Origin of the sequence: Halomonas qinghailakensis (assembly GCF_025820815.1) — a bacterium.
GTDB lineage: Bacteria > Pseudomonadota > Gammaproteobacteria > Pseudomonadales > Halomonadaceae > Vreelandella > Vreelandella qaidamensis.
In genome coordinates this window covers 1688276-1710509 of record NZ_CP096973.1, presented here as the reverse complement: position 1 = coordinate 1710509, position 22234 = coordinate 1688276, and the positions used below count along the sequence as shown (strand labels likewise).

The following is a 22234-nucleotide window of genomic DNA, read 5'->3' as shown; positions in this document are numbered from 1 at the left end:
TTACACCCGGGCAGAGAAGCGGTATCCAGTGCCACGCACCGTTTGAATAAGGTTTTGGTGGGCTTCCCCGAGGGCCTTGCGTAAACGACGAATGTGGACGTCTACGGTACGCTCTTCAACATACACGTTACCGCCCCACACTTGATCAAGTAACTGGCTACGTGTGTACGCGCGTTCTTGGTGGGTCATAAAGAACTGCAGCAAACGGTACTCTGTCGGCCCCATTTCCAATGCTTTGCCATAAGCGCTCACCCGATGGCTGACAGGGTCTAAAAGCAAGCCATTGATTTCGATAGGATCTTCGACGCCACGAGGCGTAGTACGGCGTAACACTGCTTTTAAGCGCGCTACCAGCTCACGGGGCGAAAAAGGTTTGGTGATATAGTCATCAGCGCCAGCTTCAAGCCCTTGAATCTTATTATCCTCTTCGCCTTTGGCGGTTAGCATGATTATAGGCACTTCTGCTGTCGCTTCTTCACGCTTCAAACGCCTTGCCAGTTCAATACCACTGGTACCGGGCATCATCCAATCCAGCAAAAGTAGATCTGGCTGATGGTCAACCATCATGGCGTGGGCATCCTGGGCGTTATCCGCTTCAAGTACGCGATAGTCAGCCATTTCAAGCGCCACGGCGATCATTTCGCGGATAGGCGCTTCATCATCGACAATCAAAACGGTCTTGGCGGTCATTCCAGGGGCCTCACGGTGTTCAATGAAAACTGGTTCGAAAGAACAGTTCAACAAAACAGTTCAGTGACATGTCAATGACGATAACACCATGACTTGATGACAATTCTATGACAAAGACGATATTTAGCCAGTGATTGGCCACCAACTCAGTACTATTCCTGCAAAAATCAATAAGCCAGACCAGTGATTGTTTAGAAATGCTTGGAAACAGCGGTCACGCTCACGGCCAGCAATTAGCCGCTGTTGGTGGGCAAACGTAGCGGCCATCCCCGTTAACCCAAGCCAGAAAAACCCTCCCAAACCAACGCGTATTCCCACCCATGCAAGTAGCAACAATGTCGCTGCTTGCAGCACACCAATGATAAAGCGGTCAGCACTACCGAACAGCACCGCGGTAGATTTAATGCCAATTTTAAGGTCATCGTCGCGGTCGACCATGGCGTATTGGGTATCGTAAGCCACTGTCCATAAAACGTTCGCACTAAACAACAGCCACGCTTCAAACGGAACGTACCCCAATACTGCACCGAATGCCATGGGGATTGCCCAAGAAAACGCCGCTCCCAAAAACACTTGTGGGAAGTGGGTATACCGCTTCATAAAGGGGTAAATAAACGCTAAAACAACACCGCCGATTGAAAGCAGCACCGTAAACCAGTTGGTCAGCAACACTAAAATGAAAGCGGCGGCAACCAGCGCGATAAACAGTAGCTGCGCTTCGGTTTCACTGATACGCCCAGTGGCTAATGGGCGATGCTTAGTGCGCTTTACATGGCCATCAAAGTGACGGTCAGCGTAATCATTGACCACGCAGCCCGCGGCACGCATCACATACACACCAGCAATAAAAATTAGCAGCACATTACGCTCAGGCACACCATCAGCCGCTATCCAAAGCGCCCATAACGTTGGCCACATCAGTAGCCAGGTGCCAATCGGGCGATCTAAGCGCATTAAATGTAAAAAATCTGCCACTCGGGCCCATCCCGTTGGCCGCAACAGAGAACGATCCATGCTTACCTCTCAAAAAGAATACGCTGGCACTAGCCTAGCGCGAAGGCAGGTCAAGATCATCTGCCATGCTTGATAAAAAGTATTCCTGTACCAATAGCGACAGTCCGCTGTGCTGAAACACTGAGCGCCGCCCCCATACACTGTCTGCCAATAGCGCAGACTGTTCGACGACAAAACGTGGCTGATGGCGGGTAGCGTAAAGCGGTCCACGCACTAGATCGGGCTGTCGAAACAACCAACTGCCTAACGAGCGCTCGCCCAGCCCTTCCAAGCCTTTGCCTTGTAACTGGCTAAGTGGCGCTACCGAGCGCGCAACCACCCAAGGTTTATTTCCCACACACAGTGCCACTTCCCTTAGCCAGGCATAGCGTCGCGGGGCAATGCCCAGCGCCAGCGCTTCATCACGCAGAGGAAACCCAACCGTTTGGCGCAGCAGTTGCACCCGAAACGCCTTGGTGTCGCCTGCGACGGTTAGCCGTGTTGTCAAGGAATCCTTCGAGGCTACCCACTGCCACCACGGGGCGCTCATCCCAGGACGAGCCGCCGCAACGGGTAGCCAATGAGTAAATAGTCGATGAGTAACGAGTTGGTGAGGGACTAGAGAGGCTTGCCGAAAAGTAGGGGCGTTCACCAGGGTCTCCGAGGCGGTCAATACATATAGAGCTAGTGTAACATGGTGACCATACTGGCTTTTGTTCCACCGACTTTTGGTGACTGCATGCCCGCAATCGATAAACAACTACTGTCCAACTCACATTCAGCGCTGATTATTATTGGCACTGGCATGGCGGGGATTGGCCTTGCACGAGCCTTGCGCCGGCAAGGCGATACACGCACCATTACCCTCATCAGCGCGGATAGCGGCGATGATTACAGTAAACCGCTGCTCTCCACCGGCTTTGCGAAGCGCTTAACGCCCGACCAGCTGGCACAGCGCAGCGCCCGCGACGTTGCCGAAGAGCTTAATGCCGAGCTAATTACCCACACCCAGGTCGTACACCTGCATGTGGATAACCAGCGCATAGTACTCAGTAACGGTCATCAGCTTCACTACGATGACCTTGTACTAGCGACTGGCGCGGCGCCACGTACACCCTTTAGCGTGCCGGAAAACGTCGCCAAACGGTGCTTTACGGTGAACGATTTAGACGAGTATCGCCGCTTTTATGATGCCTTGGCGACAGCGCCTGCACGGGTAGCAATTGTGGGGGCTGGCTTGGTGGGCTGTGAATTCGCTAATGACTTATATGCTGGCGGCCATCAAGTCACCCTTATTGCGCCAGAGCGCGCGCCGCTGCCACGTCTACTGCCCGAACCGTTAGGCCAAGCACTGGGTAACGCTTTTCAAGCAGCAGGTATTCAGCTTGCTTTAGGGCGCACCCTACAAACACTGACGCTTAACCCCGACAATGCCCTATCGCTGCACCTTGATAATGGCGACCACTATGTTGCCGACATAGCGTTACTGGCCACCGGCTTAACGCCGCGCAGCGAGCTTGCAGAAGCTGCCGGGCTGGCGGTGTCCCGCAGCGGCATCATGGTTGACCGCCAATTACGCACCTCGCAACCCCACATATTTGCGCTAGGCGATGTGGCTTGCGTTGAGGACGTAAATGCAATGTACGTGCAGCCCTTGCAAGCGTGCATAAAAGCGCTGACATCGACACTTACCGGAAAGCCAACCAGCGTCAGCTTTGGCGCATGGCCTGTGATAGTAAAAACGCCCTTACTACCCGTTGTTGCCTACCCACCTGCAACCACGCCAGCACAGTGGCAAATTGAGGGAGAAGGGAACGAAATGACAGCCATTGCTGAAAATAAAGACGGACGTTTGATTGGATTTGCGTTGACAGGTGGCTGCGTGAGAAGGAAAGTGGAGCTTTCCAGAACGGCCCCTGCGCTGCTAGGCTGATTCTCGCCGCATTTACGGCTAAGCTGAAAAAGCTAACCAGCTGAGCAATGCTGCTAATAACATCGATGAACTTACGCTTGATTTTCACATAGGGAGATACCTTTATGCGCAAACCTGAACTCGCCGCCGCCATTGCTGAAAGCGCTGATCTATCCAAAGACAAAGCAGGTCAAGTGCTCAACGTTATCTTGGACGAAATCACCAATAGCGTGGCCAAAGGTGAAGATGTCGCTCTCATTGGTTTTGGAACGTTTACCGTGCGCGAACGTGCTGCACGTACTGGCAAAAATCCACAAACTGGCGCGCCACTGCAGATTCCTGCCAGCAAAAACGTTGCGTTTAAGCCAGGCAAAGCGCTTAAGGACGCCGTTTCCTAATGAAACTCAAGCTGACGCTGTGGCTACTGAGCTTACTGCTTAAAAGAGCCCTGCGACGCAAACCGCGCTTTAGGGAACAACTTGAGCGAATGCGCGGTCTGGACTGGGGTGTTGCCACGGAAGACCTAAGCATTGCACGGTATTATCGAATGTCACCAAAAGGCATCACTACCGGCAAAGGCTTGCCCGTTGACCTAGACCTTGAGCTTCGTTTCCGCGATCAAGATACCGCGTTAAAAATACTCAAGAAACCTACACAACAGGCCTTTCTCGACGGTATGCTAGCCGGTGAAGTTCGCCTAGTGGGCGACTCTGCTGATATGAACAAGCTACAGAAGCTACTGAAAAATATGTAATAAACAGCCCGCCACCTTAAAGTGGCGGGCTTTTTTCTTCCTTTCTTTTTGTTTACCACTCAGCGTGTAAAGCATTGCCCAACCGGGCGGTGATATAAGCGTGTACCGCCAAGGTGCTGTATTGATGCGGGTTGGGGCGAGTTTGTCCGCCCACTCACCTATAAAGCCGGCTGGGCGGGGAGTGTCAGTAAACGTGAGGGAGAACACTGTCATTGATAACAGCAGGTAAAGACAAGCACAGGCCATTCCCTCTATACTAATTATTAAACTAAAGTCTAAAAAAGAGAACGCTAAGAGCCTCTATGCCGATATCCTTGCCTTTGCGGCGTCTTTGGACCCTAGATAAGTTCGCCTATAGCCTGCGCGTGTTTATCGCGTTCAGTGGGGCGTTGCTATTTAGTGGTTTTGCGGGTGACATCGCGCTGGTGATTCCGCTATTTTTGGGCATTATTGCGAGCGCTCTTTCTGAAACCGATGACAGCTGGCAGGGACGCTTACAAGCACTACTAGTCACCCTTGCTTGCTTTGCTTCAGCCTCGTTTATCGTTCAGTGGCTTTTCCCATGGCCGTGGTTGTTTGCAGTAGGGCTAGCAGTTTCTACCTTCACTTTGATTATGCTGGGTGCCATTGGCCAACGATACGCCACCATTGCCTCGGGCACATTAATCCTATCGATCTATTCGATGATCAACATTGAACAGCACGGTGGCGTTGACGAAGACGTGGCTGCCCGACAATGGCTGTTGCTTGCCGGGGCAGCGTGGTACGGATTTATTTCGATCTTATGGTGCGCCTTTTTTTCGCGTCAACCGGTTAAGCAAAGCATGGCCAGGGTATATAAAGCGCTAGGTGAATTTTTAATATTGAAGTCGGCGCTGTTTGAACCTGTTCGTGGGGTAGACCTGGAAGCCCGTCGTGTGGCACTAGCTCGACAAAACGGCAAGGTGGTCGATGCCCTCAACCAGGCAAAAGAGATGATTTTCCGCCGCTTAGAAGGCCAGCGTGGCAGCCGCAAACTGAACCGCTATCTACAGGTCTATTTTATCGCCCAGGATATTCACGAACGGGCAAGTTCTACTCACTACCCTTATAGCGCACTCACTGAAGCTTTTTTCCACCACGATGTCCTCTTTCGTTGCCAACGACTTTTAGACCAGCAAGGACGAGCCTGCCGACAGCTAGCCAAGTCGCTGCTACTTAACCGCCCCTTTGGTCATGAACAGAGCGAGCAGGCACTCGCCGATCTACGTGCCTCTATCGCCAACCTAAACGAACAGGGAAAAGCAGAATGGCGTCCGCTGATGCATCCACTCAATGCGCTTGCCGACAATCTCACTACCCTGGAAGCGCAGATTGCCAGCGCCCATAACCCAGGCACCAATGATAGCCACCGTGATAGCTCTCTTTATGATCGCTCTCCGTCTAGCGTGCTAGAAGCATGGAAACGTATTCAGCTAAATTTGACGCTGAACTCTCCAACATTTCGCCATGCATTACGCCTATCGATTGCACTATTAGTGGGTTATGGACTGCTCCAGTGGCTCGACCCAGAACAGGGGTTTTGGATTTTGCTAACCACACTATTTGTCTGCCGTCCTAACTTTGCCACCACGCGGCGCTTTCTCTCCCAGCGTATTCTGGGCACCGTGCTTGGCTTAATTGCCGGCTGGGCGTCGATTAGCCTATTCCCCCAGGCCAGCATTCAAAGCATGATTGCAGTGGCAGCGGGAGTCTCATTTTTTGCCAACCGTGAAAAGCATTATGTGATCGCCACCGCCTCTATCACCCTCCTAGTGTTATGTAGCTTCAACCAAGTGGGTGATGGCTTTAATCTGATTTGGCCGCGCCTTTTTGATACCTTGATCGGTTCACTAATTGCAGGGCTGGCAGTATTTTTTATTCTCCCCGATTGGCAAGGCCGCAAACTGTATCGAGAAGCGGCCAATGTGCTCGTCAACCATCGCCGCTATTTGGATGAAATAGTGCATCAGTACGAGGATGGGAAACAAGACGATTTGGCTTACCGGTTAGCCCGCCGCAATGCCCATAATGCCGATGCCGCACTGTCAACGCTGCTTACCAATATGCTCCACGAGCCAGGCCACTACCGTAAACAAGATGCAGACAACGGCCTACGCTTTCTGGTGCTCTCTAATACGCTGCTGAGCCATTTATCTGCCCTCGGTGCCCATCGTCACCAGTTAGCAGACGATGAAGATGATGCCGCCCTCATGCCACTTGCTAAACGTATCAGCAAGCTGATGGGGCAACTCGCAGAACAGCTTGATAAGCGCCAGCCTGTTACTCCGCTGGCCGATCACGTCAACGACCTCCTGGCACAGCTGGAGCAGAATGCCGTTGACGCATTAGATAAGAAAACTCAGGATGAACAAGGCCTAAAGGAAAATGAAAAAGCCGTGGCGCTTTACCGCCCCATACAAAGTCAGCTCCGCCTGATTGCAGCACAGCTAGGCCCACTTGGTGAAGCCGCCAACCGGTTAACTGACGACCCAGTAGAGAATCACTCTAACGCGAGCACCGCTGCTTAGCGCTGCATCACGCCCTACACTTGCCCATAGCGGCCGGCGGCTTCGCCGAGCCAGCGCCGTACTAAGACAGCAGTGACTTCAGCATTGCCTTGAAGCGCCTGAGCAAGGGCGGTGACACGCTCTAGCTGGTCGGCATCACGCTCAAGATCAGCAATTTTCATCTGGGCCAGGCCGGTTTGACGGGTGCCGAGCACTTCCCCAGGGCCACGAATTTCTAAGTCTTTTTCGGCAATACGGAAACCGTCGGTGGTTTCACGCATGACGCCCAGGCGCTCCCGAGAACTTTTTGATAGCGGCGGATGGTAAAGCAATACGCAGAAGCTTTCCGTGCTGCCGCGCCCTACTCGGCCGCGCAGCTGGTGCAGTTGAGAAAGCCCCAGGCGTTCCGGGTTTTCGATAATCATCAGGCTGGCATTGGGTACGTCCACACCCACTTCAATCACCGTGGTGGCTACCAACAGGTCGAGCTCGCCCGTTTTAAAGGCCTCCATCACCTCAACTTTTTCACTGGCCTTCATACGACCGTGAATCAGACCAATCGCGAGTTCAGACAGCGCCTGGGTTAGTTCATCACGGGTGACTTCGGCGGCCTGACACTGCAGCACCTCAGACTCTTCAATCAGCGTACACACCCAATAGGCTTGACGGCCATCGCTACAGGCATTACGGATGCGCTCAACCACTTCAGGCCGCCGCTCGTCAGACACCACCACCGTTTTAACCGGCGTACGCCCTGGCGGCAGCTCATCAATCACCGACACGTCTAAATCAGCATAAGCGCTCATAGCCAGAGTGCGGGGAATTGGCGTCGCGGTCATGATCAGTTGGTGTGGTGTTAGCCCGCCCGCTTCGCCTTTCTCACGCAGTGCTAGGCGCTGATGGACGCCAAAACGGTGCTGCTCATCAATAATCGCCAGCCCCAAACACTGAAAGTGTACGTCGCTTTGGAACAGCGCGTGGGTACCTACCACCATGCGGGCGCGACCATCGGCTATGGCGGCTTTGGCATCTAATCGCGCTTTACCTTTTAGTTTACCTGCCAACCAGGCTACTTCGATGCCCAGAGGTTCAAACCAGGCTTTAAACGCTCGGTAGTGCTGTTCAGCAAGAATTTCCGTTGGTGCCATCATCGCTGCCTGGCAGTTACCCGCCAGGGCTGAAAGCGCTGCCATTGCCGCCACCACGGTCTTCCCTGAACCGACGTCTCCTTGTACTAACCGCAGCATTGGGGCAGGGCGTGAAAGGTCTAGGGTAATTTCTTCCAGCACGCGGCGCTGCGCCCCCGTTAGGGCAAACGGCAGCTGGGCTAAAAAGCGGGCTTGTAGACTGCGGCCTGACGGCAGCGATGGCGCACCATCAGCTTGAATGCGCAGACGCACTTCACGTAGGCTGAGCTGGTGGGCCAATAACTCTTCCAGCGCCAACCGACGTGTGGCGGGGTGAAAGCCATGGGCAAGCTGCTCTAAATCTACATCTGGAGGTGGCTGATGCAGCAGCTGCAGGCTGGCATGCAGCCCAGGCAGGTTAAACCGCTGGCGCAGGTCATCGGGAATCACCTCCGGCAGCGACTCAGGCGAGCGTTGCAGTAGCGCAAGTGCTTGCTGGGTAAGTGCGCGAAGGCGCGTTTGATGCAGCCCTTCCGTAGTAGGATAAATCGGCGTGTAATACTCCTCTACCGGCGTTTCGCTACCGCCGCTTAGCCGATATTCCGGATGATAGATTTCCAGCCCGGTTGCCCCTGCCCGCGCCTCTCCAAACGCGCGCACCGTGACACCAGGACGCATTTGCTGCTGCTGGGCAGGGGAAAAATGAAAAAAACGCAGACTTAAAATACCACTGCCATCACGCAACCTGACTAACAAACTTCTCCGACGCCCTTTCACCACATCGCAGGCAGTAACTTCCCCTTCTACTACCGCCTCACTGCCCGCCCGCAATAAGCCAATAGGCGTTAGCCGTGTGCGATCTTGATAGCGCAGCGGCAAGTGAAACAAGAGGTCGCTAACGCGCTCTACTCCCACTCGCGCTAATTTCAGCGCGAGCGCCTCACCCACGCCTTTTAGCGACGAAACCGGTGCAGAAAGCTCACTCATGAGGATATGCTGGCCTTATGGTCGGGTTGCTGGCATTGGCTGATCGCCTTGGCTAGCGCATCTATCGCTTTTGGCCGAGGGAAGCTTGCTCGCCAAGCAATAGCAACGGTGCGTGATGGAGCGGGTTCAACAAAGGGACGGCTAACCAGCATGGCATTTTCATACTGGTCGGTCCCCAATGCCGACTGAGGAAGCACCGTAATTCCCAGTTTCGAGGCGACCATATGACGAATCGTTTCCAACGAGCCGCCCTCGGCAATCAGCGTATTGTTCGGACTGTTGAGCTTTTGGGTAATCGCTGGGCACGCTTCTAGAATTTGGTCACGGAAACAGTGCCCTTCGCCTAGCAACAACAATCGCTCTTCCAATAAGTCTTCTTTGTAGATCGCCTCACGGCTTACCCAGCGGTGACTAGCGGGCATCAATACTTCAAAGTGTTCATCGTAAATCGGTTTAGTAACCACATCAGTCTCTGTAAAAGGCAGTGCCACGATGATGACGTCTAGCTCGCCACTGCGCAGCTTCGCCCGTAGTGTGCTGGTCATACCCTCCTCAATATACAGCGGCATTTGCGGTGCGGCGTTCGCCAGCGCTGGCACTAAATGCGGGAATAAATAAGGGCCTATCGTATAAATAGCACCAATACGCAGCGGGTTAGCCAGCTGATCTTTGCCGGCATTGGCCATTTCATAAATAAGCCGGCTCTGCTCCAGCACGCGCTGTGCTTGAGCCACAATTTTTTCTCCCAGCGGGGTGACTTGCACGGTCGATTTCGAACGCTCGAACAGCGGCGTATCGAGCTCGTCCTCCAGCTTTTTCACTGCCACCGAGAGCGTTGGCTGAGAAACATGGCAGCGTTCAGCAGCGCGACCAAAGTGACGCTCTTGGGCAAGGGTTACGATATAGCGTAGTTCTGTTAAAGTCATAGCGGTGCCAGAGGCATCCTCTCGTTGCAGCTCGTTACAGGTAATCGTGATAGCGAGATGGAAAAGGACAAACAAACCCTATTGAAGATGGCACATCTCATAGGGACTTTGTATCTGATAGGGAATATTAATCAACAGGAGTGCGCAAGATGAAGCTAACGGTATTGATTATTGGCTGCGGGGATATTGGCATAACGTTAGGACGCGAGCTACTCAGTGAAGGGCATCGTGTCATCGGCGTGCGCCGCCAAGTCGAAACGTTAAAGGACACCGGCATTGAGCCGTTAGCACTGGATCTCAACGATCTTGAGAGTGCTGATGCCAATGCATTGCCCCATGCTGATTATGTTGTTTACACCGTTAGCGCTGACCGTTTCGAAGAAAGCGCATACCAAAGCGCCTACCCAGACGGTTTAAAGCGTGTGCTTGGCGTACTCGAACAGCACAAAACACCGCCAAGACGTATCTTCTTTGTCTCCTCAACCAGTGTCTACGGACAACAGGAAGGCGAAGTCGTTAGCGAAGATAGTCCAACAGAATCAACCAGTTTTTCTGGTAAATTGATGTGTGATGCTGAACAGGCACTCATTACGCATCCGTTACCCGGTACAGTAGTGCGTTTTTCCGGCATTTATGGCCCTGGCCGAGACCGTCTCATTCACCAAGTTGCGGAAGGTCGCATTGCCGCAGTTACGCCGGTTAGCTACTCTAACCGCATTCACCGTGATGACTGCACCGGTATTTTGGCGCACTTAATCCGCTGTCAGGAAAAAGGTATGCCGCTAGCAGAGCTTTATTTAGGCAGTGACTGCGAGCCCGTCACCCTGCATAACGTGATGGCCTGGCTAGCCAAGCAGCTAAATGTCGAATCTACCGATACCATGCAATCACCACTGCGCCGCCGAACCAGCAAGCGCTGCGATAACAGCCGTATTCGTGAAATGGGCTACCAGTTCCGCTACCCGACTTACAAAGAAGGCTACGCACAGGTGTTAAAAGAAGGTGGTTTCTTGGCGCCACAAAAAGCCTAACTGCTCTTTCACTAACTTATTTTTCGCTAACTTACTTTTCACTAACGTAAATTTTCTAACTTACTTGGCGCTAACTTATTCAACCTTATTTAGCGCCTCACTATTCTCATTCATACCCACCTCAAAAAAGAGCGAGCACGTAATTAAACAGTGCTCGCTCGTATGGCTGGCAACGTTAAGCCCGATGACTTAGTCGCCGATTACCATTACCGCTTCTGCTTCCACTTGGCTGCCTTTAGGCAGCGCTTTCACGCCAACGGCTGCGCGAGCAGGGAAAGGCGGTGAGAAAAACTCTTCCATTACCTTATTAACGATCGCAAAATTATCCAGATCAACAAGGTATAAGTTGAGCTTAACAATATCACCAAGCGAGCCAGCTGCTTCTTCACAAACCGCCTGCAAGTTAGTAAATACTTGACGCGCTTGCGCCTCAAAGTCGTCAGAGATAATGTCCATTGTCTCTGGATTCAGTGGGATCTGGCCCGAAAGATACACCGTATTGCCAGCCTTAATCGCCTGTGAATAAGGGCCGATTGCAGCGGGGGCTTTTTCAGTGTTAATAACCGCTTTATTGCTCATGAGATAGCACTCTCCTGTCGTGTTTAACGTATTTTTAGATGTATGTTATAGATATAGTGATAGTTTTAAATATTAATTCTTATGGCCCGCCATAGCAGTCGCTGCCAGCCCAACGCCAGCAGCCTACTCACGGGTGTTTAATTGCTCATTCTGGTTATTTTGCCAACATTAGGAAGGTTGCGAATACGCTTAATAATGCGCGCAAGATGCACGCGGCCTTTGACGGATAAGGTTAAATTAACAATTGAAAGCCGAGCATCTCGCTCTTCAATACCTATACGTTCGATATTTGCGTCGGCATCGGTCACCACGCCAGCCAGCTCGGCCACCAGCCCACGACGGCTCTCAACTTCAATGCGTAGTGCGACCGGAAAGTCTTCATCTATCGTGTCCGACCATTCAAGCGCAAATAGCTTCTCGGGGTCGTTCTTACGTTCACCAAGATTTTTACACTCGCTGCGATGGACGACTAGCCCTTTACCTACTGACAAATGGCCAACCACGGGGTCACCCGGTAAGGGATGACAGCATCGGGCAAAGGTAATTACCATACCTTCACTGCCACTGATCACTACCGCTTTGTCACTATCCGTGCTGAGGATATAGTCAAAATTACTACCATGAGCAGCATCGACTAAACGACGCGCTGCCACATGAGCCATCCGGTTTCCCAATCCAACTGATTCAAGCAACGCGTCTAATGAGGCAGCATCAAGTTCTTTAAGAGCTTTAGCAAATACGCTTTCATCGAGTTCTTCCAGGCTGGTCTCAAAGGGGGCAAGTGCTTTGTTCAATAAACGCCGCCCTAACGTAATCGCTTCAGCCTGCTGCTGGTGTTTTAAAGCATGGCGTATCGCAGAACGCGCTTTAGCCGTGGTAACAAAATTAAGCCACGCTACGTTAGGCCGCGCTCCAGGAGCGGTGATAATTTCCAGCGTTTGACCACTTTCAAGACGCGTAGACAGCGGTGCCAAGTGGCGATCAATACGGCAAGCAATACAGTTGTTACCAATATCAGTGTGTACGCTGTAGGCGAAGTCAATCACCGTTGCGCCCTGAGGAAGCTCCATAATGTCGCCTTTGGGGGTAAACACGTAGATATCATCTGGAAACAAGTCGTTTTTGACGTGTTCGATAAACTCTAGCGAGTCCCCTGCATGGCGCTGCATTTCCAGCAGCCCTTTTACCCAAGCCCGAGCGCGGGCATGGCTGCCTTCAGCAATAGGATGGGTAGTTTGCCCGGCTTTATAGAGCCAGTGGGCAGCGATGCCATTATTAGCCATCGCCTCCATTTCTCGGGTGCGAATTTGCACTTCAATGGGCATTCCACCCTGACCAAACAGCGTGGTGTGAAGACTTTGGTAGCCATTGGCTTTTGGGATGGCAATGTAATCTTTAAAGCGCCCTGGCACAGGCTTATAGAGATTATGCACTACCCCCAGGATGCGATAGCAGCTAGCGACATCTTCGGTAATAATGCGAAAACCAAAAACATCCATGATTTCCGCAAACGGCTTACGCTGATCACGCATCTTCTTATAAATCGACAGCAGATGCTTCTGCCGACCGATCACAGTACCTTTCAGCCCTTCGTCGTCCAAACTTTGCTGCAGCGATGACTGAATTTCTCGCATCGCACTACGCCGATTACCCCGGGCGCTAGCCACCGCGCGTTTAATGCGCTCAGCGCGCATAGGATGAATCGCCTGGAAAGAGAGATCTTCCAGCTCAACACGAATCGTATTGATGCCTAAACGCCCCGCAATACGGGCATAAATTTCCAGCGTTTCCCGAGCTATACGGCGCTTTTTATCTGGCCGTAAGGCACCCAGCGTGCGCATGTTATGTAGACGGTCGGCTAATTTTACAATAATGACGCGGATATCCCGCGACATTGCCAACACCATCTTCTGGAAATTTTCCGCCTGAGCGACAGCTTTGTCTTCAAAGGTGATCTGGGTCAGTTTGGAAACACCATCGACTAGTTCGGCAACAGGCTTACTAAATTGCGCAGATAACGCCTTTTTGGAGACACCCGTATCTTCAATGACATCATGCAGCATGGCAGCCATCAAACTTTGATGATCCATGTGCATGTTGGCCAAGATATTGGCGACCGCTAGCGGATGGGTAACATAAGGTTCGCCCGAGCGGCGGCGCTGGCCGTCATGGGCTTGCTCGGCATAATAAAAGGCGCGTTTGACCTGTTGAATCTCATCCGGAGGTAAATAGCCGCCGAGTCGATCGGCCAGGTCATCAATGGTGAACATTTACCGCGCCCCTAGTCGCTTCTAAGTCCAGTCTCTAGTAAACCTTAGTCGTCGATATGTGTGGTAGGTGTCATCGCGGGACGAACACGTACCGGGGCTTCCACTGGCTCATCCAGCACAGTGTGATTTACAAGGCCAGCAGCAATCTCGCGCAGCGCCATAACAGTAGGCTTGTCGTTTTCCCAGGGCAGTTGTGCTTCACGGGAGCCACGCGCAAGCTGACGCGCGCGCTGGGTGGAAATCATCACCAGCTTGAAGCGGTTCTCAACATTTTCCAGACAATCTTCAACGGTTACGCGAGCCATGGGGGTCTTCCTGTAATGACAACGCTGGGCCAGCGTTGTGGGGAAACGCCACTGGCCCAGCAAAAAAGTGGTAATGGAACCTGCTAGATTACTCGACGCTAGGCGCTTGTGACAAGAGCGCATCGAGCAGTGGCGCATGACGCGCCTGCATCGCCTGACGTGTTAAGCGGCGACTGATCACCAGCGACTGCAACTCTTGAAGTGCTGTGGTGAAATCATCGTTGATCACTAAGTAATCATATTCATCAAAATGAGACATTTCGCTAACGGCATCACGCATACGCCGCGCGATCACTGCGTGTTCATCGGTACCTCGGCTAGAAAGGCGGCGTTCAAGCTCGCTACGCGAGGGCGGCAAGATAAAAATCGATACCGCTGTGGGCATTTGTTTGCGTACCTGCTGCGCTCCTTGCCAGTCGATCTCTAAAATAACATCTTGCCCTGCATCCAGTACGGTTTGCGCCGCACGCAGTGACGTGCCGTAATAATTATCAAAGACCTTGGCATACTCGAAAAACTCACCACGCTCTATCATCGCTTCAAAGTCGGCTACGTGAGTAAAGTGGTAATTCACACCATCCACTTCTCCCTCGCGCTTAGCTCGTGTGGTATGAGAGACCGACACCTGAATGCCATCCAGGCTCTCGATCAGCTCACGAACCAAGCTGGTTTTACCAGCACCTGACGGGGCAGAAACAATAAAAAGCGTACCCTGGGACATGAAGCGCTTCCCTAATTAGCAAAAGATAGATAGCGAAATGATAGTCAGCGGAAAATCGTTAGCGAAGATAAACAGGGCAACGGTAAGGCGTTGTCTTGTTTATCAAGTACTGCTCATCAAGTACTGTGCGTGCATAAAGTATGCGCGCAGTATCGCACACCTATGCTATGGACTGTAGCGTTTCAGCGCAGTCACAAGGAGGTCATCATGCGCAGTACCCTCGTTATTTTATGCTTTATTGCCTTGGGGGTAGCGCTCCAAAAAGGACTGATTGAGATACCCCGCCATTGGGCGCCCTGGGCGCCGCTCTATATTGATGATCCTATAACGCCCATCACCCAGCTAAAGCTCAAACGTCTAAACGATGACCCAAAAGCCTGCTTAGCGGCCCTAGACACCGCACCAACAAACGAGCTTCGATACACACCATTAGCCGATTACTCCCCAACCGCTAGTTGTCCACTCACAAATGTCGTACGTGTGCAGTCAAGCACCGTTCGCTTCAACCAAAGCTTTGTCGCCACCTGCCCGCTGGCACTGGCCTGGGTAATGTACGAGCGCCACGCGCTGCAACCCGCCGCCCAGGAGATCATGGGCAGCCAAGTGGCCCAGGTTAATCACGTCGGCAGCTTTGCCTGCCGTAATGTTTACGGCCGCGAAACTGGCAGACGCAGTGAACACGCCACCGCGGAAGCGTTGGATGTGGTGGGGTTTCAGTTTGAAAACGGCCAGCGCATTACGCTGATTAATCACTGGGATGATGACGGTGAAGCGGGGGAGTTCTTAAGAGCAGCAAGGGACGGTGCCTGCGACACCTTTGGCAATGTGCTGGGGCCAGACTACAACGCCGCACATGCTGACCATTTTCACTTAGGCATGCGCGGCTTCAGGCTATGTCGCTAACTCGCGGGGTTGGTTAAGGCCAATCAGTCTAGGCTAATATCGTCTTCGTCCGTCGCGGCCCCTGTCGCAGCACCTGCACCTGCGCCAACCGCCGCGCCTTGCGTAACGTCGCCACCCGTAGCAGCGGCAGCACCAGCCCCAACAGCAGCGCCTACCCCTGCGCCACTGGCTGTCCGCTCGCCCGTAGTGGAACCACAGCCTGCTAAGACCAAGGTTACTGCGGTAATAGCACTCAACGTTAACAAACGCGGCATCTTGATTAATCGGATATGCATAGGTCACCTCCATATGGATTGCACCTAGTCACCCTAGATAAAAGTTACAGTTTTTGTCAATTTAGCGGCAGCCGCCCACGCTTACTCACCGCTTATTGGTAATGCTCAGCCGCTCTAAAAGTACGCTTTTCAAGCCAGCTCCCCCAAGCAAAAATCACTAGCCCACAGAGTGCTAACCCGGTACCGACTAACCCCGTGCTTGACCAGCTGAAACCTGCGCTAATCACTAAACCCGCTAACCACGCTCCCAACGCATTTGCCCCATTAAAAGCAGCATGGTTAAGTGAAGCCGCCATCGTTTGGGCATCTTCTGCTACATCCATTAAACGGGTTTGCAGCGCAGGTGCTAACGCCATGCTAGTGCCTACCAACCCCACAAATAACAGCCCTGTCCAAACATTATTAGCAGCGAAATAGAACAACCCCTGAATCACTGCGCACCACACCAAGGTAGCGGGAATCGCGCGCATTAGGTTTTTATCCGCTGCGCGGCCACCAATTAAATTGCCAGCGATAGAGCCAAGGCCAAAAATCACTAACACCATCGGCCCTAGCGCTTCACTCATACCCGCTTGCTGAGTAAGTGTGGGCATCACATAACTAAAAATCGAGAACATGCCGCCACAGCCAATACAGGCAATGGCCACCGTTACCAGCACCCGCTGTTTTATCAATGCCGACAACTCGCGTAACGGGCTTGCTAACGCATCGAATGGCTGTACAGGCACCCACAGGCGAATCAACAGCGCCGTCAGCAGTGCAATAACACCTACCGCTGCGAAGGCAATTTGCCAGCCAAATAGATTGCCTGTCCATGTGCCTAACGGCGCGCCAATCAAAATCGCCAATGTTAAGCCCATCATTACCCGTGAAATAGCCCGCGCCCGCTGATCAACCGGCACTGCGCCAGCCGCTACTAAAGCGGCTACACCAAAGTAAGCACCATGGGGCAACCCAGCGATAAAGCGCAGCCCAACAAATGACCAAAACCCTGGAGCCATTGCACTGGCGATATTACCAACCGCAAATACCAACATCAGCACAATGAGCAATGCACGCTTAGGTACACGCGCTGCAAAGGCAGATATCAGTGGCGCGCCTACCACCACTCCAAGGGCATAACTGCTGATGGCGTAGCCCACCTGGGGCACCGTGACGGCGAGATCTTCCGCGACACGGTTCATTAATCCCATAATGACGAATTCGCTGGTGCCAATACCAAACCCGCCTAACGCCAACACAACTTCTGCCAATCGCGGGTTACGTGCCAATCCCGATGACGTCGCCTGCATACTTTTCTCCCCAGGCGCACTCACACCTGCTTAACGAAACGGTCTTGTATAGCGACAAATGATCGCAGGATTAGACAAAAGTAGAAATATGCGACACCAAAAAAGTTAGCGGGCGAATAAGGTAATTCCTGTAGGTTAAAACACTAATGACCTAGTTTTGTTAGTGTGTTTTAACTTTATAGGCAGGCAGGTTATTCATGACACTAGAAACTATCGAGCTCGCCATGGAGGCACTGGCTAAGGTCGACCCCGATATTGCCCGAGCTTACCCGCTCGTTGGCGCACCCGCACCGCGCCAGCGCGACCAAGGCTTCGCAACGTTTTTTAGCACGATTGTTAGCCAGCAGATTTCAACGGGAGCAGCCCGCGCCATTATGGGCCGTGTGACTTCATTGCTACCTGAATTGCACGCGAAAGCAGTCATGGACGTTGAAGACCAAGCGCTACGTGATGCAGGGCTTTCCTGGCGCAAAGTTGAGTATGCCAAAGGGCTGGCGGAGGCAGAACTTGCAGGCACGTTCAGTGCCGACGGACTGGCCATGTTGAGCGATGACGAGGCGATTGCCGCCATCACTCAACTGCGTGGTTTTGGACGCTGGAGCGCCGAAATTTACCTGATGTTTTCGCTCCAACGCACGGATATATTTCCCGCCGACGACCTTGCTTTACGTGTAGCGCTTGGCCGTCTAAAAAAACTGGAAGACAAACCCACGCCTAAACAGGCTCGCCAGTTAGTTGAACATTGGGCCCCCTGGCGTAGCGTGGGTTCGCTATTTTTATGGCACTACTATCGTGGAGAACCGCTTTAAGGAACAATCTTACCCGTCAGATCATCGTCGTGATCAGAAGAAGATGGCGGGGCTATAAGTGACACAGGCTGAGCAATAAAGCGATACGCTAATGCCCCTAACGCCGCGCCGAGCATTGGCGCTACCCAGAACAGCCACAGCTGAGCTGTCGCCCAGTCTCCTACATACAGAGCAACGCCCGTACTACGCGCTGGATTCACCGAGGTATTGGTAACCGGAATGCTAATTAGGTGAATAAGCGTTAAGCCCAAGCCAATCGCCAACGGCGCAAACCCAGCCGGAGCGCGACCGTCGGTTGCCCCCATAATGATGAAGATAAACATCATGGTCATTACGACTTCCGTTAGTAACGCCGCCGTCATGCTATAACCGCCGGGTGAATGCTCTCCATACCCATTGGAGGCAAACCCAGCAGTCACATCAAACCCTGCTTGGCCACTCGCAATGAGATACAGCACGCCACCGGCAACAATAGCACCTATTACTTGCGCACCAATGTAGTAAGGCAACTCTTTAGCAGGGAAGCGCCCCCCCACCCAAAGTCCTACCGATACCGCAGGATTTAAATGGCATCCTGAAATATGCCCAATCGCATACGCCATCGTAACAACCGTCAAACCAAATGCCAGCGACACCCCTAATAGGCCAATACCTACGTCTGGAAAAGCCGCTGCTAACACCGCACTGCCACAACCACCCAATACTAACCAAAACGTACCGATTAACTCCGCTGCGTACTTTTTCATATCACTACTCCTCTAATGACCAAGTACCATTGGGAATACCACGCCACCTAATTAAGCACCCATAAGGTCACCCATTAGTATGTACGCAGTAATGCGCGCACTCAGTGCACGACACTTTTTAATTAGTGAAAAGTAAGAAATTAGCTTTTAACACTAACCGCATTGTTAAAATTTATTATAGCGAATTAGCGAAGAAACTCATTTAACTAATCACCCACAATAAAAGCGAGATTTATATAACAGCCTTTAAAACCAGGCAACAAAATATTACCAATGCATTTAAAATAAACAATAAGAAACAATATATCAGCAATAAAAATTATGAAGTACGTTGAAATGCTAAAAAGTGTTTCTTTAACATCGTCTTTTTAACTACTTGGCCGCAGAAACTGAGTGCAACACCTGAGCATTTCGCTAAGGTGTTGTCCCATGTCTTACCTCGAACTCAGTATTGAAGAACGTGCCAGCATCCAAGTGGGTCAAGCCCAAGGGATGAGCCTTCGGCATATTGCCCAGCTCCTGGGGCGAGCTCCTTCAACCATCTCTCGTGAAATACGCCGTAACCAAATGGCCCAGAACGGTTACTGCGCCCGGTACGCCCAGCGTCAGCGAGAAAAGCGTCGAGAGGTCTGTCGTCCTGCGCGTAAGCTTTTGCCAGGCACCGAACGGTTTGATCTCATCGTGCATATGTTGCGGCGACGCTTGTCTCCCGAACAAATTAGCGGCAAGCTCAAGACGATGAAACTACCTGATTTGCGCGATGCCTACGTCTGCCGAGAGACCATCTACACGGCCATTTATGCCTTGCCTGTTGGCCACCTTCGCAAGGAACTGATTCACTGCTTGCGACAAGGTAAAACCACACGCAAGCCTCGTCGTGGCGAAGTGGATCGACGTGGACAGATCCCTGACATGATCAGCATTCACTTACGTCCGCCCGAGGTCAGTAAGCGTGAAATGCCTGGCCACTGGGAAGGCGATCTGATCAAAGGTAAGAATAACGCGTCCGCGGTAGGCACCTTGGTAGAGCTTAGCAGTGGCTATCTGATCCTCGCAAAAATGGACGACGCCACCGCCACATCCGCCGTAGCAGGTTTTAGTGCCGCCCTGAACCGAATGCCGACCACCGCTCGAAAAAGCATGACCTATGATCAGGGGCGTGAAATGGCACAGCATGCAAAAATCACTCAAGAAACGGGCGTTGCGATTTATTTTTGCGACCCCCACAGCCCCTGGCAACGTGGGGCCAATGAGAATATCAATGGTCTTATCCGTCAATATTTACCGAAAGGAACGGACCTTTCAGCACATAGCCAGGAAGAGCTGGACGCCATTGCCTTTGAGCTGAATATGCGACCTCGAAAACGCTTTGGATTTAAATGTCCGATAGAAGTGATGAGCGAGCTGATGGTCAAGTACCATGAAAGCCCATCAACCATCCAATGAGTGTGTTGCACTCAGAGTCTGCATCCGCCCTAACTAATATGAGCCATCAAAGAAGCGTTATCACTACTTATCGTTTAATCGGCCCACCACCTGAAACGAATCGCCCGTTGGGCGCACAACGATCATTTCGCCTGAGCTCACTCCGCCGCCTGTGAGCGCCGTAATATTGACCTGATGAGTCACCAGCAACAAATTGCCTGGACCCTGCCAAGCAGCAGTGTGCTCACTGGCCGCCTGCGTGCGATCATCCCGCTCACTGCGCTGGCGAAAAAACGAATCAAGCCAGGGGGTTAATTCCACGCGGCCCAACGCCATTAGCTCAGCGGTTTCCAGTGCCCGACACCAACGAGACGAATACACCAAGGCAATAGGCACATCCCGGTCACGAAATGAACGACCAATTGCCTCAGCCTGAGCGCGCCCCTGGGCTGAAAGGTTACGCTGGGTGTCGCACTGAGAAAGCTCAAACCCAGCCGGGTCACCAATGCCAGGGGCCAGTGCGTGACGCATCAAAATCACCAGCCCTCCCTCTTGCAGCGCCTGCCAGGTGGTTTCGTTTGCGTAAGCATTGCTAGGCGGTATGCCGAGAATGCCGACGAGAAGCGTGCAAAAGAGAGCTCGTAAAATAGGCATAGTGAGGCATCCTCAGTCGATGGTGACCAGCAGGCAGCGACGCCTTACGTTTCAGTCTCAATTAATACGGCCAACGTTTAACCGTTATTGTTAGCGGCAGAGCTAGGTGGCTTAATCGCTAACCATTAGCAAACTCTGCACGGCCTACCACCAACGGATCAGTAGCCCCAATATTATTAATATCTTTACCTTCGTAGTTGAAAGCGTTCAACACATAGCGCATAGCATTTAGGCGTGCTCGCTTTTTACAGTTCGACTTAATCACCACCCAAGGACATTCTGAGTGATCAGTATGGAAAAACATGGTTTCTTTGGCCTCAGTATACTCATCCCACTTTTCCAACGATGCCAAGTCAATCGGGCTAAGCTTCCAACGCTTAAGCGGATGCAGCTCACGTTCTTTAAAGCGCCGCTGCTGTTCTTCGCGACTAACCGAAAACCAGAACTTAATTAAGTGGAGGCCACTGCCTACTAAATTGCGTTCTAGTTCAGGTGCTTGACGTAAAAAGTCTTGATACTGCTTCTCAGTACAAAACCCCATCACTCGCTCTACGCCTGCTCGGTTGTACCAGGAACGATCAAACAGTACCAGTTCGCCGTGAGTTGGCAAATGTGTGATATAACGCTGAAAATACCATTGGCCTTGCTCAGTTTCAGTGGGTTTTTCAAGCGCGACCACTCGTGATCCTCGGGGGTTTAAATGCTCCATAAAACGCTTAATGGTGCCCCCTTTACCTGCTGCATCCCTCCCTTCAAACACAATCACGACACGCTGACCAGTTTTCTTAATCCACGACTGCAGCTTCAATAACTCTACTTGCAGGTAGTACTTTTGTTTTTCATAAGATTTGCGAGATAGACGATTTTTGTACGGATAAGCTGCTGTTCTCCAATTTTCGACCAACGCTTCGTCTTTAGACACTGCGCGGCCTTTATCAAACTGCTTCCAATGCGTCAGCGCTTTTTTCAGTTCGGCTACATCATCAAGTGACGCCCCATCAATAATGTCTGCCACGGCTTTTAGCGTTTCTTCATGAGACTCAGGCAGCGGGCCTTTGAGACCCAAAATATCGGCAATAGCAGCAGCTTGGGCTTCCTGTGCGCCATGGGTCTTTTTCATCACGCTAAATTCATCCACCCATGGTACTGGTGCCTTCGCCTGGGGTGACGTGTCGCTATTGGTTGTGTTTGTTTTTACCATGACAGCCTCTTCCTCTTTTGCAACACGGTATTAATCGCCTTTTAAAGAGCATCGTACCGTAATACTCATTAAACAAATCTGATACGCATCAATCACTGTTCTAATA

22 protein-coding genes are annotated in these 22234 nt (G+C 52.0%); 8 read left to right on the top strand and 14 right to left on the bottom strand.

Going from position 1 to position 22234, the window contains the following annotated elements:
- The 3 genes from phoB to M0220_RS08060 form a co-directional block, all read right to left on the bottom strand.
- Positions 1 to 690, bottom strand: a complete 690-nt coding sequence (gene phoB / locus M0220_RS08070; protein WP_030071524.1) for a phosphate regulon transcriptional regulator PhoB — start codon at positions 688 to 690, stop codon at positions 1 to 3.
- Positions 691 to 813: 123 nt separating this feature from the next.
- A complete protein-coding gene (ubiA, locus tag M0220_RS08065) occupies positions 814 to 1704 on the bottom strand; it encodes a 4-hydroxybenzoate octaprenyltransferase (RefSeq protein WP_264019100.1) in 891 nt (296 codons plus the stop codon).
- Between the two features lie 34 nt (positions 1705 to 1738).
- Positions 1739 to 2335, bottom strand: coding sequence for a chorismate--pyruvate lyase family protein (locus M0220_RS08060; protein ID WP_232222355.1), 597 nt, complete (start codon positions 2333 to 2335; stop codon positions 1739 to 1741).
- An 87-nt stretch (positions 2336 to 2422) separates the two neighbouring features.
- Between M0220_RS08060 and M0220_RS08055 the strand changes: the two genes are divergently transcribed.
- From M0220_RS08055 to yccS, 4 genes are all read left to right on the top strand, one after another.
- Positions 2423 to 3616 (top strand): NAD(P)/FAD-dependent oxidoreductase, encoded by a 1194-nt coding sequence (locus M0220_RS08055; protein WP_264019099.1) that lies wholly within the window; start codon positions 2423 to 2425, stop codon positions 3614 to 3616.
- Between the two features lie 104 nt (positions 3617 to 3720).
- Complete coding sequence (locus M0220_RS08050; protein ID WP_018918476.1) at positions 3721 to 3993, top strand: HU family DNA-binding protein; 273 nt, start codon at positions 3721 to 3723, stop codon at positions 3991 to 3993.
- Positions 3993 to 4349: a hypothetical protein gene (locus tag M0220_RS08045; RefSeq protein ID WP_030071535.1), complete on the top strand. Its 357-nt coding sequence runs from the start codon at positions 3993 to 3995 to the stop codon at positions 4347 to 4349. The genes M0220_RS08050 and M0220_RS08045 overlap by 1 nt, the downstream gene beginning before the upstream one ends.
- Positions 4350 to 4651: 302 nt before the next feature.
- Positions 4652 to 6898, top strand: a complete 2247-nt coding sequence (gene yccS, locus M0220_RS08040; protein WP_264019098.1) for a YccS family putative transporter — start codon at positions 4652 to 4654, stop codon at positions 6896 to 6898.
- A gap of 14 nt (positions 6899 to 6912) precedes the next feature.
- Here yccS and recG read toward each other — a convergent pair whose 3' ends face one another.
- Together recG and M0220_RS08030 are read right to left on the bottom strand one after the other, a co-directional pair.
- Entirely contained in the window at positions 6913 to 8991 is a 2079-nt protein-coding gene (gene recG / locus M0220_RS08035; protein ID WP_264019097.1) for an ATP-dependent DNA helicase RecG, read from the bottom strand.
- Entirely contained in the window at positions 8988 to 9917 is a 930-nt protein-coding gene (locus M0220_RS08030) for a hydrogen peroxide-inducible genes activator (RefSeq protein WP_030071541.1), read from the bottom strand. The genes recG and M0220_RS08030 overlap by 4 nt, the downstream gene beginning before the upstream one ends.
- Before the next feature lie 149 nt (positions 9918 to 10066).
- Between M0220_RS08030 and M0220_RS08025 the strand changes: the two genes are divergently transcribed.
- The gene (locus M0220_RS08025) at positions 10067 to 10948 is read left to right on the top strand and encodes an SDR family oxidoreductase (RefSeq protein WP_264019096.1); all 882 of its coding nucleotides are present in this window, start codon (positions 10067 to 10069) and stop codon (positions 10946 to 10948) included.
- A 189-nt stretch (positions 10949 to 11137) separates the two neighbouring features.
- Here M0220_RS08025 and M0220_RS08020 read toward each other — a convergent pair whose 3' ends face one another.
- The 4 genes from M0220_RS08020 to gmk all read right to left on the bottom strand — a co-directional run bounded on the left by M0220_RS08020 (position 11138) and on the right by gmk (position 14823).
- Entirely contained in the window at positions 11138 to 11527 is a 390-nt protein-coding gene (locus M0220_RS08020; RefSeq protein ID WP_030071543.1) for a RidA family protein, read from the bottom strand.
- A gap of 137 nt (positions 11528 to 11664) precedes the next feature.
- Positions 11665 to 13797, bottom strand: coding sequence for a RelA/SpoT family protein (locus M0220_RS08015; protein ID WP_264019095.1), 2133 nt, complete (start codon positions 13795 to 13797; stop codon positions 11665 to 11667).
- A 44-nt stretch (positions 13798 to 13841) separates the two neighbouring features.
- Entirely contained in the window at positions 13842 to 14102 is a 261-nt protein-coding gene (gene rpoZ, locus M0220_RS08010) for a DNA-directed RNA polymerase subunit omega (RefSeq protein WP_030071545.1), read from the bottom strand.
- Between the two features lie 88 nt (positions 14103 to 14190).
- A complete protein-coding gene (gene gmk / locus M0220_RS08005) occupies positions 14191 to 14823 on the bottom strand; it encodes a guanylate kinase (protein WP_030071546.1) in 633 nt (210 codons plus the stop codon).
- 207 nt (positions 14824 to 15030) lie between these two features.
- On the opposite strand from gmk, the gene M0220_RS08000 reads away from it, so the two are divergent.
- Positions 15031 to 15726, top strand: coding sequence for an extensin-like domain-containing protein (locus M0220_RS08000; RefSeq protein WP_264019094.1), 696 nt, complete (start codon positions 15031 to 15033; stop codon positions 15724 to 15726).
- 23 nt (positions 15727 to 15749) lie between these two features.
- Here the strand turns inward: M0220_RS08000 and M0220_RS07995 are convergent, their stop codons facing one another.
- Both M0220_RS07995 and M0220_RS07990 read right to left on the bottom strand, forming a co-directional pair.
- A complete protein-coding gene (locus tag M0220_RS07995; protein WP_264019093.1) occupies positions 15750 to 16001 on the bottom strand; it encodes a hypothetical protein in 252 nt (83 codons plus the stop codon).
- Positions 16002 to 16093: 92 nt separating this feature from the next.
- The gene (locus M0220_RS07990; RefSeq protein WP_030071552.1) at positions 16094 to 17293 is read right to left on the bottom strand and encodes an MFS transporter; all 1200 of its coding nucleotides are present in this window, start codon (positions 17291 to 17293) and stop codon (positions 16094 to 16096) included.
- A 197-nt stretch (positions 17294 to 17490) separates the two neighbouring features.
- On the opposite strand from M0220_RS07990, the gene M0220_RS07985 reads away from it, so the two are divergent.
- On the top strand, positions 17491 to 18102 hold the full coding sequence (locus M0220_RS07985; protein WP_264019092.1) for a DNA-3-methyladenine glycosylase family protein: 612 nt from the start codon (positions 17491 to 17493) through the stop codon (positions 18100 to 18102).
- On the opposite strand, the gene aqpZ is transcribed toward M0220_RS07985, so the two are convergent.
- Positions 18099 to 18848, bottom strand: a complete 750-nt coding sequence (gene aqpZ, locus M0220_RS07980; RefSeq protein ID WP_030071557.1) for an aquaporin Z — start codon at positions 18846 to 18848, stop codon at positions 18099 to 18101. The two genes, M0220_RS07985 and aqpZ, sit on opposite strands and share 4 nt — an antisense overlap.
- Before the next feature lie 429 nt (positions 18849 to 19277).
- Here aqpZ and M0220_RS07975 point away from each other — a divergent pair, with 429 nt between their 5' ends.
- Complete coding sequence (locus tag M0220_RS07975) at positions 19278 to 20294, top strand: IS30 family transposase (protein ID WP_264017463.1); 1017 nt, start codon at positions 19278 to 19280, stop codon at positions 20292 to 20294.
- Positions 20295 to 20357: 63 nt separating this feature from the next.
- Here M0220_RS07975 and M0220_RS07970 read toward each other — a convergent pair whose 3' ends face one another.
- Positions 20358 to 20927: a histidine phosphatase family protein gene (locus tag M0220_RS07970; RefSeq protein ID WP_264019091.1), complete on the bottom strand. Its 570-nt coding sequence runs from the start codon at positions 20925 to 20927 to the stop codon at positions 20358 to 20360.
- A gap of 118 nt (positions 20928 to 21045) precedes the next feature.
- Positions 21046 to 22128, bottom strand: coding sequence for a polyphosphate kinase 2 (gene ppk2 / locus M0220_RS07965; RefSeq protein WP_030071560.1), 1083 nt, complete (start codon positions 22126 to 22128; stop codon positions 21046 to 21048).
- Between the last annotated feature and the right edge of the window lie 106 nt (positions 22129 to 22234).

Bases quoted from the DNA above. Each gene is read 5' to 3' on its own strand.
- M0220_RS07990 (WP_030071552.1), bottom strand. From the start codon at position 17,293: ATGCAGGCGACGTCATCGGGATTGGCACGTAACCCGCGATTGGCAGAA.
- M0220_RS07985 (WP_264019092.1), top strand. From the start codon at position 17,491: ATGACACTAGAAACTATCGAGCTCGCCATGGAGGCACTGGCTAAGGTC.
- ubiA (WP_264019100.1), bottom strand. From the start codon at position 1,704: ATGGATCGTTCTCTGTTGCGGCCAACGGGATGGGCCCGAGTGGCAGAT.
- M0220_RS08030 (WP_030071541.1), bottom strand. From the start codon at position 9,917: ATGACTTTAACAGAACTACGCTATATCGTAACCCTTGCCCAAGAGCGT.
- M0220_RS08000 (WP_264019094.1), top strand. From the start codon at position 15,031: ATGCGCAGTACCCTCGTTATTTTATGCTTTATTGCCTTGGGGGTAGCG.
- ppk2 (WP_030071560.1), bottom strand. From the start codon at position 22,128: ATGGTAAAAACAAACACAACCAATAGCGACACGTCACCCCAGGCGAAG.
- M0220_RS08050 (WP_018918476.1), top strand. From the start codon at position 3,721: ATGCGCAAACCTGAACTCGCCGCCGCCATTGCTGAAAGCGCTGATCTA.
- M0220_RS08045 (WP_030071535.1), top strand. From the start codon at position 3,993: ATGAAACTCAAGCTGACGCTGTGGCTACTGAGCTTACTGCTTAAAAGA.
- M0220_RS08055 (WP_264019099.1), top strand. From the start codon at position 2,423: ATGCCCGCAATCGATAAACAACTACTGTCCAACTCACATTCAGCGCTG.
- phoB (WP_030071524.1), bottom strand. From the start codon at position 690: ATGACCGCCAAGACCGTTTTGATTGTCGATGATGAAGCGCCTATCCGC.
- M0220_RS08015 (WP_264019095.1), bottom strand. From the start codon at position 13,797: ATGTTCACCATTGATGACCTGGCCGATCGACTCGGCGGCTATTTACCT.
- M0220_RS07970 (WP_264019091.1), bottom strand. From the start codon at position 20,927: ATGCCTATTTTACGAGCTCTCTTTTGCACGCTTCTCGTCGGCATTCTC.
- M0220_RS08020 (WP_030071543.1), bottom strand. From the start codon at position 11,527: ATGAGCAATAAAGCGGTTATTAACACTGAAAAAGCCCCCGCTGCAATC.
- yccS (WP_264019098.1), top strand. From the start codon at position 4,652: ATGCCGATATCCTTGCCTTTGCGGCGTCTTTGGACCCTAGATAAGTTC.
- gmk (WP_030071546.1), bottom strand. From the start codon at position 14,823: ATGTCCCAGGGTACGCTTTTTATTGTTTCTGCCCCGTCAGGTGCTGGT.
- aqpZ (WP_030071557.1), bottom strand. From the start codon at position 18,848: ATGAAAAAGTACGCAGCGGAGTTAATCGGTACGTTTTGGTTAGTATTG.
- M0220_RS08025 (WP_264019096.1), top strand. From the start codon at position 10,067: ATGAAGCTAACGGTATTGATTATTGGCTGCGGGGATATTGGCATAACG.
- M0220_RS07995 (WP_264019093.1), bottom strand. From the start codon at position 16,001: ATGCATATCCGATTAATCAAGATGCCGCGTTTGTTAACGTTGAGTGCT.
- recG (WP_264019097.1), bottom strand. From the start codon at position 8,991: ATGAGTGAGCTTTCTGCACCGGTTTCGTCGCTAAAAGGCGTGGGTGAG.
- rpoZ (WP_030071545.1), bottom strand. From the start codon at position 14,102: ATGGCTCGCGTAACCGTTGAAGATTGTCTGGAAAATGTTGAGAACCGC.
- M0220_RS07975 (WP_264017463.1), top strand. From the start codon at position 19,278: ATGTCTTACCTCGAACTCAGTATTGAAGAACGTGCCAGCATCCAAGTG.